The sequence below is a fragment of the Photobacterium sp. J15 genome, assembly GCF_963870815.1.
GTDB classification, from domain to species: Bacteria; Pseudomonadota; Gammaproteobacteria; order Enterobacterales; family Vibrionaceae; genus Photobacterium; species Photobacterium marinum.
Window position 1 is genome coordinate 901881 of record NZ_CAWMUI010000001.1, and the last position, 12060, is coordinate 913940.

Genomic DNA, 12060 nt, shown 5'->3' on the forward strand with positions numbered 1-12060 from the left:
GGGCAGGGTGTAGTTATGGCCTGCTCATTCAGAAACTTTGAATAACACCATCAAAGTCATGGTGCCGACCTCTCGGTTTTCCTTTCATATACTCATGGAAAGTTTGAGATTAATCGAGAGGTTGTTATGGGGAAGCTGGTTAATGGTGTTTGGCATGATGTTTGGTATGAAACAGGCTCAAGTAATGGTGAGTTTGTTCGCGAAGATGCAGGCTTTCGCCATTGGCTGACTGCTGATGGCAGCAGCGGCCCGCAGGGGCAGCAAGGCTTTAAGGCTGAATCTGGTCGATATCATCTTTATATATCCTTGGCTTGCCCGTGGGCTCACCGTACGCTTATTTTCCGGCAGTTGAAAGGCTTGGAGCCTCATATTGGTGTCACTATTGTCAGTCCGGATATGTTAGAGAATGGCTGGGCGTTTTCTGAGCCAGAACCAAATTATGGTTTTAGCTTTATGCATCAGCTATATACGAAAGCTAAATCGGATTACAGTGGTCGGGTGACCGTTCCTGTCCTTTGGGATAAAAAGACCCATACCATCGTTAGCAATGAATCTTCTGAGATCATTCGGATGTTTAATGAGGCTTTCAATGAGCTGACTGGCAATCATGATGACTATTACCCGGAGGCTTTACGAAACGACATAGACGCGTGGAATGAATTCATTTATCCGAATATTAATAACGGCGTCTACCGTTGTGGCTTCGCGACAAGCCAGGAGGCATATGAGACAGCCTTTAATCAATTGTTTGCCGCGTTAGATAAACTCGATGCTCACCTAGCTGAGAGCCGTTATCTGACCGGAGATACCCTCACAGAAGCCGATTGGCGGCTGTTTACCACTCTGATCCGTTTTGATGCCGTCTATGTCGGCCATTTCAAATGTAACCTCAAGCGTATTGAAGATTACCCGAACATACAGGGGTACCTGAAAGAGCTTTATCAGCATCCGTCGATTGCTGATACTGTCGATTTAGATCATATCAAACGGCACTATTACTTCAGTCATAAGATGATTAATCCGACCGGAGTTGTACCGATCGGTCCGAAGTTGGATCTGATGTCTGCTCATGGTCGCGGAGATTAATAGCTGCGGTATCTGATATCGCTGATAACTATGATCACAGCCAACGTCAGGCGGCCTGGTTATTACCAATTTGCAGGTATCGGGTCGTTTTACGCTGATACAAGCGTGCCATTTTGGCTTGCTGTGGTGAAGAGGTCTTCGATGTTGCCATCGCAGAAAACAGCTGATCACGCCACTGGGCCAAGTCTTCCGGTAGCGGCATTGAAGAGATGGCTTGAAGACTCAGCCGGGTTAGGTTGTGGTCGAAAATATGCAGTTGGATCAGACACTGAAGTCGGCCAAGATTAGCTTCTGTACAATATGGGTAGTCGATCAGTACTTGCTCGTAGAGTGTCAGCGCATCCTGAGGAGCTTCGTTTAAAAGGGTATAGCTATGCCCTAAGGTTGTTTCCAGATTTCTGACAGACTGGATCATAGCTTCATTTTGCTTTACCTCATCAAGTCGGTTCTGGCTGTGACCATCAAAGCTGTCTCTGAATTGTAAAGCGCGGTTGATCTCACCAATGATTTTGGTTTCGCCAAGGCAGATAAGAGTCGGGAGGAGGTCTGCCAGCAGTACAGAAGGCAGCTTGTTAATTTCTGCAAAGTATGGCGACAGCCCAAGCATCAAGCGGCGTTTGGCTTTGAGCGGTTGATCTTCGGCAAGATAAAGGCGGGCCATTGTTATGTGGCCAAAACTGTCGAGGAACGGTTTTTGGTGTGGTAACAGTCTTGAATGAGCCCGCTGATGGATAGCCCTAAGTTCATGGCGAAGCTTTCTCCGTCTGCTGGGGTAGGACTGAATAAAATAGACCTGCTCGAAGATGGCGGTAAATTCTGCAAACCGGATCAGCCAGGTAATATCAATGATTGGTAGCCTGGCAGCAAGTGTTTTTCCTGCCGTAATCACGTTATCACTTTTATCAATATTGGCGGCAAGTTGTGCGACTTTCAAAGCCCGGTGGCTGATGCTGGGGGTAAATTGTAATGCTGTTTCTGCGGCTGCCAGCGCGTCGTAATGTTGCTTATTCTGATCTAAAAAAACAGCCAGGTAATCGTAAGCATCAATATTGAGCGGCGAGCGCTGAAGTAGTTGTTCAAGCATCGCAATTGCTTCATTGGTTTTTCCGTTATGATGGGCAATGCGTGCTTCAATCAGGCTGACTTTGTGGGTGGGGTTTTCTTTCTTCAAGATTTTGACGAATTTTTCTGCTTGTGCCCAATCACCGTTCTCAATCAGCAAATCAAGCAATAATCCTTCAATACGGTGTTCATGACCGAGTTTGATAAGCCGCTTTTTGCAAAGCTCAATAGCAGGTTGAATCCCTTGATAATTAAGAGCGTTATAAATCGGCTCTCTTTGCAGACCTGCGGTTCGGGACTCTGAGAGCTTTTTCTCCAATATCGATGTAGTGACAGGTTTTGTGATAAAGCTGTCGGGCTCTACAGCCATAGACGTCAGAATAACTTCGGTTGATGAATCGCCGGAGATCATAATCACTCCACAACTTGCCGAAATATATTTACGGCGACGGAGCAAACAAAGCAGCTCAAAACCATTCAGTGTGTTATCAAGGTGGTAGTCAACCAGCAGGAAGTCGTAATGCTTAATTTTACTGCGCTCAATGGCATCCTGATAGCTAAGTGCGATGTCGATATCTTTCAGACCGATTTTTTGTAGCATGCCATATAACATCAGGGCAGCAGAACGTTGGTCATCAACGATTAACAACCTGAGTTTGCTGAAATTTATATCAGCATTTTCCTGTTGTTCATTAGAAGAAAGAGACATTCAACATCCTTGTATTTACAAATAATATGCATCTGGTTTTATTGTAGTTTTTTTTATCATGAGACGAAATCTCATTTTAGAGACGAAAGTTAACTATTTGGAATAAAGGTATAAATACTGAAGATATGTTGAAGAGAGAAATCAGGCATGAAAAAAGCCAGCTGCTTTCGCAACTGGCTTGAATGATGGTGGAGGGGGACGGATTCGAACCATCGAAGGCGGAGCCGGCAGATTTACAGTCTGCTCCCTTTGGCCACTCGGGAACCCCTCCACGGGGTTTTGCTAATTGTCTTGGCTTTTCAGCCTCAGAAACACCGGGGCATTTCTTCAAGAATAATGGTGGAGGGGGACGGATTCGAACCATCGAAGGCGGAGCCGGCAGATTTACAGTCTGCTCCCTTTGGCCACTCGGGAACCCCTCCACGGGGTTTTGCTAATTGTCTTGGCTTTTCAGCCTCAGAAACACCGGGGCATTTCTTTAAGAATGATGGTGGAGGGGGACGGATTCGAACCATCGAAGGCGGAGCCGGCAGATTTACAGTCTGCTCCCTTTGGCCACTCGGGAACCCCTCCACGGGGTTTTGCTAATTGTCTTGGCTTTTCAGCCTCAGAAACACCGGGGCATTTCTTCAAGAATGATGGTGGAGGGGGACGGATTCGAACCATCGAAGGCGGAGCCGGCAGATTTACAGTCTGCTCCCTTTGGCCACTCGGGAACCCCTCCACGGGGTTTTGCTAATTGTCTTGGCTTTTCAGCCTCAGAAACACCGGGGCATTTCTTCAAGAATGATGGTGGAGGGGGACGGATTCGAACCATCGAAGGCGGAGCCGGCAGATTTACAGTCTGCTCCCTTTGGCCACTCGGGAACCCCTCCACGGGGTTTTGCTAATTGTCTTGGCTTTTCAGCCACAGAAACACCGGGGCATTTCTTTAAGAATGATGGTGGAGGGGGACGGATTCGAACCATCGAAGGCGGAGCCGGCAGATTTACAGTCTGCTCCCTTTGGCCACTCGGGAACCCCTCCACGGGGTTTTGCTAATTGTCTTGGCTTTTTCAGCCTCAGAAACGCCGGGGCATTTCTTTAGAATGATGGTGGAGGGGGACGGATTCGAACCATCGAAGGCGGAGCCGGCAGATTTACAGTCTGCTCCCTTTGGCCACTCGGGAACCCCTCCACAAATTTTGTTTGCTAAAAGCTTACATCGTTTTAGCAGGAAAGACGTACGATACAACAAATCAGGAACATCTTTCAAGAATAATGGTGGAGGGGGACGGATTCGAACCATCGAAGGCGGAGCCGGCAGATTTACAGTCTGCTCCCTTTGGCCACTCGGGAACCCCTCCACAAGTGCGGTGCGGATAATAGCAAACATTGTGGGTCTGTAAACCCTTTTCCTGCTAAAACTTGTTTGTGTGCTGCTATTTTCGTCATATTGCCGTTGCTCAGGGCATAAACAATGAATTTTTCCCTTTATATTCTTGACTTAGATTTTCGAAATTTCTCACTTCTTATTCTATTTCCGGACGTAAATAGAGGTTATAAACGGAATCTTGCTTAACTTTACACTTCTTTACGCCGTTTCCACTTTGCTTTCGATATGATCTACGCAGTATTTCTTAAGCGGTTTTAATCATGAAAAAAATCCTTGTTGCAGTTTTGGTGACTGCTGCCTTATCCGGCGGCGGATTTTTCTATTTTCAGGGTTCCTCCCAGGCTGCGGAAGCGAAAATGCCATCGGGAATGGGGCGTCAGATCCCGGTGACAACTGGTGAAGTGGCCTCTCATCCTATTGCTCGTTCCCTATCTTTGGTCGGAAAACTAGAAGCTCAGCGTTCGGTAATGATAGCGACACAGGTCGCGGCCAAAGTTGACAAGGTGGTTGTCGGTGTCAACAGCAAGGTCGACGGTGGTGAGTTGCTGGTTCAGTTGGATGATGCCAAAGCACGTGCTGCGTTCGAAGAAGCGCAGGCTTATCTGAATGATGAGAAACGTAAATATACCGAATATCAACGCCTGGCTGGTCGTGGTGCGATTACCCAGACGGAAATTGATGCCCAGCTGGCCAGTGTCAATATTGCAGAAGCGCGCCTGAAAGCGGCGAAAGCCGAACTGGATGATCATGCTATTTCTGCGCCTTTTGCCGGTACTGTCGGACTGATTGATTTTAGCAAAGGCCAGATGCTGACAGTCGGTAATGAACTGTTTTCCCTCGATGATCTTTCATCTATGCGTCTGGATATTCAGGTTCCGGAGCAATATATCTCTTACTTAAAAGAGGGGATGGCGGTATCTGCGACCAGCAAAGCCTGGCCGGGGCAGGCATTCAACGGTGAAATTCAGGCGATAGACTCACGTGTCCAGGCGGACTCCCTAAACATTAAAGTTCGGGTGAATTTCCAGAATGGAGATGGAAAACTCAAGCCGGGCATGCTGATGGCGGCCAATATTGCCTTCCAGCCGCAAAATTCTGCCCTTATTCCGGTTCAGGCGCTGGAATATTCCGGTACTAAGCGATTTGTTTACTTAGTTGATGAACAAGGGGTAGCCCATCGTACTGAAGTGAAATTGGGTGCTCGGGTTGAGAATGAAGTGGTGATTGAGTCAGGGATCAGTATTGGTGATCGAATTGTTGTCCAGGGACTGGTGAATATGCGTGACGGCGTTAAAGTCAGTGACGTCACGGTCAGTCAGAGACAGATTGCTGGAGGCAGAGCCTGATGTGGTTATCTGATGTTTCAGTTAAACGCCCGGTTGTCGCAATTGTTCTCAGTCTGCTGCTGTGTGTGTTTGGCCTGGTTTCCTTTACTAAGTTGACGGTGCGGGAAATGCCGGATGTAGAAAATCCGGTGGTGACCGTAATGACAACGTATGAAGGGGCGTCGGCCACCATTATGGAAAGCCGGATCACCACTTTGCTTGAAGATGAGCTGTCCGGAATCAGTGGTATCGACAGTATTACTTCGGTGACCCGTAACGGAATGTCGCGGATCACCGTTGAATTTGAGATGGGGTGGAACCTGACCGAGGGGGTCAGTGATATCCGTGATGCAGTGGCTAGGGCGCAGCGCCGTTTGCCGGATGAAGCGGATGAGCCGGTGGTATCCAAAGACAATGGCTCCGGTGAACCGGCGGTTTATGTCAACCTTGCTTCCAGCACCATGGACCGTACCCAGCTGACTGATTACGCCGAGCGGGTGCTGATGGACAGGTTCAGTTTGATCAGCGGTGTCAGTTCGGTTCAGCTTAACGGTGCCTTGTATAAGGTAATGTATGTGAAGCTGAAGCCGGAGCAGATGGCCGGACGAGGTGTAACGACCAAAGACATTGTTGATGCCCTGCGTGATGAGAACGTCGAACTGCCGGGTGGTGAAGTACGTAATGATACGACGACAATGTCCGTACGTACCGCGCGCTTGTATCGTACAGCCGATGACTTTGCTTATCTGGTGATCCGCACTGCGGCTGACGGTTCGCCTATCTACCTGAAAGATGTTGCGGATGTTGCTATCGGGGCGCAGAACGAGAATGCGACCTTTAAAAACAATGGTATCTCAAATCTGAGTCTTGGCATTGTAACCATGACAGATGCCAACCCGCTGAATGTGGCGCAGGAGGTTTATGCCGAAGTTGAGCGAATGCAGCGGTTTATTCCTGAAGGGACATCACTTTACGTGGATTATGACTCGACGGTGTTTATCGATCGTTCGATCAGCGAGGTCTACAGCACGTTGTTTATTACCGGCCTGCTGGTTGTTCTGGTGCTGTATATCTTTATCGGTCAGGCCCGGGCAACTCTGATCCCGGCGGTAACTGTTCCTGTTTCTTTGATCTCGGCATTTATGGTGGCCTACTTCTTAGGTTTTTCCATTAACTTGCTGACCCTGATGGCACTGATTCTGGCTATCGGGCTGGTAGTCGATGATGCCATCGTGGTGGTGGAAAACATCTACCATCATATCGAGCGTGGTGAATCACCATTGCTAGCTGCTTATAAAGGAACCCGTGAAGTCGGCTTTGCCGTTGTAGCAACAACTGTTGTGCTGGTCATGGTCTTCCTGCCGATCTCCTTTATGGACGGTATGGTTGGCCCGCTGTTTACTGAGTTTTCTGTTTTGCTGGCAGTATCGGTGATCTTTTCATCCATTGTAGCGCTGACATTAAGTCCGGTGCTGGGAAGTAAGTTGCTTAAAGCCAACGTCAAGCCGGGGCGCTTCAACCAGTGGGTAGATTGCATGTTTGCCGGACTAGAAGCCCACTATCGTAAGCTGGTGATGTATTCGGTGCGATACCGCTATGTTGCTCCTTTGATTATTGTGGCCTTTATCGGTTTGAGTGCCGTGTTGATGAAAACAGTTCCTTCTCAGTTGGCACCGCAGGAAGATCGCGGGGTGATCTTTGCATTTGTAAAAGGTGCCGAGGGAACCAGTTATAATCGGATGGTTGGCAATATTGAAGAGGTTGAAAGCCGTTTGTTGCCAATGGTCGGTAAAGGTGTGATTAAGTCGGTTTCTATCGAAACGCCTGCTTTCGGTGGCCGAGCCGGTGACCAGACCGGATTTGTGATCATGCAGCTGGAAAACTGGGAAGACCGGGATGTCAGTGCAGCTGACGCATTGGGTATGGTGCGCAAGGCGCTGCAAGGGATCCCTGATATCAAGGTATGGCCGTTTATGCCGGGCTTTCGCGGAGGTTCATCCGAGCCGATTCAGTTCGTACTGAACGGTGCGGATTATGATGAGCTGTTCCAGTGGGCAACAAGGCTGAAAGAGATTGCTGAAGACAGTCCTATGATGGAGGGCGCGGATCTTGATTATGCCGAAACGACACCTGAGCTGGTGGTAACCGTAAACCGCCAGCGTGCGGCAGAGCTGGGTATTCCGGTGGCCGATATTGCTGAAACACTGGAGATCATGCTGGGTGGGCGCAGTGAGACAACCTTTGTTGATCGCGGTGAAGAATATGATGTTTATCTGCGCGGTGATGAAAACAGCTTCAACAATGCGACTGATCTGAGCCAGATCTATGTTCGGACAAAGTCCGGTCAACTGATCCCCCTTGAATCTGTTGCTGATGTCGAAGAAATCGCCTCAGCGCAGAAACTGAGCCACAACCAGAAACAGAAATCGATCAAGCTGAAAGCGAACCTGGTTCCCGGTTATACCTTAGGTGAGGCTTTGGACTTCCTGGATGCCCAAGCGTTGGAAATGCTGCCGAGCGATATCGTTATTGATTATGCCGGAGAGTCGAAAGACTTTCGGGAAAACCAGAGCAGCATTCTGTTGGTGTTTGGTCTTGCTTTGCTGGTTGCTTACCTGGTGCTGGCAGCGCAGTTTGAGAGTTTCATTAACCCGATGGTTGTTATGCTGACAGTGCCAATGGGGGTATTTGGCGGTCTGGCTGGTTTGCTGATCCTGAATCAGAGCCTGAATATCTTCAGTCAAATCGGAATGATCATGCTGATAGGAATGGTAACCAAAAACGGGATCCTGATTGTCGAGTTTGCTAACCAGCTAAGGGATAAAGGCGTTGCCTTTGAACAGGCAATTATCGAAGCTTCAGAGCGACGTTTGCGCCCGATCCTGATGACGGCATTTACCACGCTGTTTGGCTCGGTTCCGCTGATATTTTCAACCGGGGCTGGTTCAGAAAGTCGGATTGCGGTGGGGACAGTTGTGTTCTTCGGTATGGCGTTTGCCACTTTCGTTACCTTGCTGGTTATTCCTGCAATGTACCGACTTGTATCAGCGAAGACCGTATCACCGGGTTATGTCGCAGAGCAACTGGAAAAAGCGCTAAGGCATGAGCACAAAAGCTCACTTGATAAAGATGAACCGGTTCCTGTCGTAGAAAGCTGATAGGTATTGCTCATGTTTGAAACAAAGCCGTCCAGTTGGGCGGCTTTTTTATTGATTTTCTTTTTCCGCCACAGTAGCACGCAATATTTATTTTCTTGTTGTCACCGGGATTGGTAGAATTGACCGCTATTGAAATTTTCATGTCCTTGGATGCGTTGCGAAACGCCTATTTAAAGAAGAGAACCATGTCTCAGAACCAGCCTCAGAATGCTGCTGACCAAAATCAGTCTAAAGCAGTTCGACTAAATAAATTTATCAGTGATACCGGCTACTGCTCACGACGTGAAGCAGACAAGCTTATTGAGCAGGGACGAGTCACCATTAACGGTCAACTACCGGAAATGGGGGTGAAAGTTCAGCCGGATGACGAAGTGCTGGTGGACGATAAGCCGCTGCGTGCCAAGGAAAAGCCGATTTATATCGCCTTGAATAAACCAACCGGTATTACCTGTACCACAGAGCGTCACGTTAAAGATAACATTGTTGACTTTATCGGTCACCGCAAGCGTATTTTCCCGATTGGTCGCTTGGATAAACCTTCTGACGGTTTGATTTTCCTGACCAATGACGGAGACATCGTTAACAAGATCCTGCGTGCAGGTAACTCGCACGAGAAGGAATACGTGGTACGTGTTGATAAGCAAATTACCCAGGAATTCCTGGATAAAATGGCTTCCGGTGTTGAAATTCTGGATACTGTTACCTTGCCTTGTAAGGTGACGAAGGAAACGAACTATTCGTTCCGTATCGTGCTGACTCAGGGCCTGAACCGTCAGATTCGCCGTATGTGTGAAGCACTGGGCTATGATGTATTCAAACTGCGTCGTGTACGTATCATGAACATCAGCATCGACGGTCTGCCGAATGGCAAATGGCGTTACCTGACCGATGCTGAGATTGCTGAAATTCAAAGCCTGGTAGCTGAATCAAGTAATGATGAGGATGCTTCGCGCGTTGACGGTACTGGCCGTGCCATCAAGAAAGCAACCGATGCCAAGCTGTATGACAGCCGCCAGAGCGATAAAGAAGATCGTGATAACGGAAACGTTAAATACAAGACTTATAAAGGTAAGGGCGAGTTTAACCGTAAACGTCGTTCGGACAGCCGTGATGATTCACGTTCTGATGACCGTCGAGGCTCTCGTCCGAACCGTGGTTATAAGTCGAGCCATCGCAAGCCGGGTCAGGAGAATGAATTCTCTCGTGGTCCTAAGTCAGATGGTTCTCGCTCAGGCAGTTCTAGCGGCATTAAGAAGTGGAAATCGAAGAAAGAGTCATAATTCGTCTTTCGTTTCTGTTTTAGCATAGCCCGCATTACCGGTTACTAAGACACCCATTGCCGAATGAACGGTAATGGGTGTTTTTTTATGTTGTTTCTCTCATGTTTTGCTATTACCTATTCCTTGCTTGCATTCGTAGCGACGAATTTGCACTATGTATTCATCAACTAGATCAAGCCGAAAGTAATGGCGGGTTAAACAGATTTCAGAAAGCACAGGGGAAGTAATGGCAGGCAATACGATTGGACAACTGTTTCGCGTCACGACATTTGGTGAAAGTCATGGGCTGGCTCTTGGTTGCATTATTGACGGATGCCCGCCGGGATTAGAACTGACAGAAACGGACATGCAGCATGATCTGGACCGTCGACGTCCGGGAACATCCAAATACACAACCCAACGTCGTGAACCGGATGAGGTGAAAATTCTGTCTGGGGTGTTTGAAGGTAAAACTACCGGGACTTCAATTGGTTTGCTGATTGAGAACACCGATCAGCGTTCTAAAGATTATTCTAATATCAAAGAGCTCTTCCGTCCGGGCCATGCCGATTATACCTATCATCAGAAGTATGGTATCCGTGATTACCGGGGCGGTGGTCGTTCATCAGCCCGTGAGACTGCCATGCGAGTCGCAGCCGGTGCGGTAGCCAAGAAATACCTCCAGCAGGTTCACGGTATTGAAGTGCGCGCTTACCTTTCCCAGATGGGAGGTGTGACGGTTGATAAGGTCGACTGGGATCAGATTGAACAGAATGCGTTTTTTTGTCCTGATGCTGATAAAGTCGAGGCTTTTGATGAGCTGATCCGTCAGTTGAAGAAAGACGGCGATTCTATTGGTGCGAAGCTGACAGTCGTTGCTCGTAATGTCCCTGTCGGACTGGGTGAGCCAGTATTTGATCGCCTTGATGCTGATATTGCTCACTCGCTGATGAGTATCAATGCGGTGAAAGGAGTTGAAATTGGTGACGGTTTTGACGTAGTTAATCAGCGTGGCAGCCAGCACCGCGATGAGATGACGCCAGAAGGTTTCAAATCGAACCATGCCGGTGGCATTTTAGGCGGGATTTCTTCCGGTCAGGATATTGTGGCGCATATTGCGCTTAAGCCAACCTCCAGTATTACCGTTCCCGGAGAGACAATCACTCGTCAGGGAGAAAGTGCAGAGGTGATTACGAAAGGGCGTCACGACCCTTGCGTGGGTATCCGTGCCGTGCCGATAGCAGAAGCAATGTTAGCGATTACTCTGATGGATCACTTGCTTCGTCATCGCGGACAAAATGCTGATGTGATAACGGAAACCCCAAAAATTTGATGTAGGAAATAACAAAGAGATAGTTATTTTTTAGTTAAGTAATGAGATGAAAAAAAGCGAGAGCCTTTTGGCCCTCGCTTTTTTGTTATGAATTCGACTCTGCTTTTTTCGGTTCGTTGTTTTCGATTTCATCGAACCGGAATACCGGTAGGCTCCAGCCATATTGCACCGCGGCAACACGGACGAAAAAGCCAACTACCAGTGTTGTAATGGTGGTGATTGTTTCTGGAATGCTCAGGTAAAGCATGCCGTAGTACATACCGCCAGCCATGAATGCAACTGATGCATACAATTCTTTATGCAGCACCATTGGCGGGCGACGACAGATCAGATCGCGAAGCAGGCCACCAAAAACACCTGTCACAACGGCTGCAACAATACAGATCAGAACCGGTAGGTTCATATCCATAGCGACCCGGCAACCGATAATACTGAAAACAATTAATCCTAGTGAATCAAGTAGGACAAACACTTTATGGAAACGGACCACCATCGGTGCCACAATTGTGGTAAATAAGCCTGCCAGGCAGGTAATTACCAGGTATTGCGGGTGTGCGACCCAGCCCAGAGGGTAATGGCCTAACAGGATATCGCGTACCGTACCGCCGCCAATAGCAGTTGCACTGGCAACCAGCATCACGCCAAACCAATCCATATGACGCTTGCCTGCAGCCAGAGCACCGGTCATCGCTTCGGCAGTAATGCCGATAATATAAAGTGTTGTTAAAAGCATGAGATAACTTGATGAAATAC

The 12060-nt window shown here is 48.2% G+C and carries 7 protein-coding genes and 8 tRNA genes; 5 read left to right on the forward strand and 10 right to left on the reverse strand.

The features are described from left to right. Nucleotides 1-126: 126 nt before the first annotated feature. The gene (locus tag AACQ93_RS04505) at nucleotides 127-1086 is read left to right on the forward strand and encodes a glutathione S-transferase family protein (RefSeq protein WP_064602482.1); all 960 of its coding nucleotides are present in this window, start codon (nucleotides 127-129) and stop codon (nucleotides 1084-1086) included. Nucleotides 1087-1132: 46 nt separating this feature from the next. Here the strand turns inward: AACQ93_RS04505 and AACQ93_RS04510 are convergent, their stop codons facing one another. From AACQ93_RS04510 to AACQ93_RS04550, 9 genes are all read right to left on the reverse strand, one after another. Continuing rightward, the gene (locus tag AACQ93_RS04510) at nucleotides 1133-2857 is read right to left on the reverse strand and encodes a response regulator (RefSeq protein ID WP_064602484.1); all 1725 of its coding nucleotides are present in this window, start codon (nucleotides 2855-2857) and stop codon (nucleotides 1133-1135) included. 186 nt (nucleotides 2858-3043) lie between these two features. Then, nucleotides 3044-3128: transfer RNA gene (locus AACQ93_RS04515), tRNA-Tyr, on the reverse strand. 66 nt (nucleotides 3129-3194) lie between these two features. Then, nucleotides 3195-3279, reverse strand: a tRNA-Tyr gene (locus tag AACQ93_RS04520). Between the two features lie 66 nt (nucleotides 3280-3345). Further along, a tRNA-Tyr gene (locus tag AACQ93_RS04525) sits at nucleotides 3346-3430 on the reverse strand. 66 nt (nucleotides 3431-3496) lie between these two features. Beyond that, nucleotides 3497-3581: transfer RNA gene (locus AACQ93_RS04530), tRNA-Tyr, on the reverse strand. 66 nt (nucleotides 3582-3647) lie between these two features. Then, nucleotides 3648-3732: transfer RNA gene (locus tag AACQ93_RS04535), tRNA-Tyr, on the reverse strand. Nucleotides 3733-3798: 66 nt separating this feature from the next. Next, nucleotides 3799-3883: transfer RNA gene (locus AACQ93_RS04540), tRNA-Tyr, on the reverse strand. A gap of 66 nt (nucleotides 3884-3949) precedes the next feature. After that, nucleotides 3950-4034: transfer RNA gene (locus tag AACQ93_RS04545), tRNA-Tyr, on the reverse strand. An 84-nt stretch (nucleotides 4035-4118) separates the two neighbouring features. Then, nucleotides 4119-4203, reverse strand: a tRNA-Tyr gene (locus AACQ93_RS04550). Between the two features lie 289 nt (nucleotides 4204-4492). Between AACQ93_RS04550 and AACQ93_RS04555 the strand changes: the two genes are divergently transcribed. From AACQ93_RS04555 to aroC, 4 genes are all read left to right on the forward strand, one after another. Then, nucleotides 4493-5578: an efflux RND transporter periplasmic adaptor subunit gene (locus AACQ93_RS04555; protein WP_064602486.1), complete on the forward strand. Its 1086-nt coding sequence runs from the start codon at nucleotides 4493-4495 to the stop codon at nucleotides 5576-5578. Continuing rightward, entirely contained in the window at nucleotides 5578-8715 is a 3138-nt protein-coding gene (locus AACQ93_RS04560; protein WP_064602488.1) for a multidrug efflux RND transporter permease subunit, read from the forward strand. Before AACQ93_RS04555 ends, AACQ93_RS04560 begins: the two co-directional genes overlap by 1 nt. 185 nt (nucleotides 8716-8900) lie before the next feature. Next, nucleotides 8901-9995, forward strand: coding sequence for a 23S rRNA pseudouridine(2604) synthase RluF (gene rluF, locus AACQ93_RS04565; RefSeq protein WP_064602493.1), 1095 nt, complete (start codon nucleotides 8901-8903; stop codon nucleotides 9993-9995). A gap of 226 nt (nucleotides 9996-10221) precedes the next feature. Continuing rightward, nucleotides 10222-11307, forward strand: coding sequence for a chorismate synthase (aroC, locus tag AACQ93_RS04570; protein WP_064602496.1), 1086 nt, complete (start codon nucleotides 10222-10224; stop codon nucleotides 11305-11307). Between the two features lie 85 nt (nucleotides 11308-11392). On the opposite strand, the gene AACQ93_RS04575 is transcribed toward aroC, so the two are convergent. Then, nucleotides 11393-12040, reverse strand: coding sequence for a trimeric intracellular cation channel family protein (locus AACQ93_RS04575; RefSeq protein ID WP_007468236.1), 648 nt, complete (start codon nucleotides 12038-12040; stop codon nucleotides 11393-11395). Nucleotides 12041-12060: the final 20 nt, after the last annotated feature.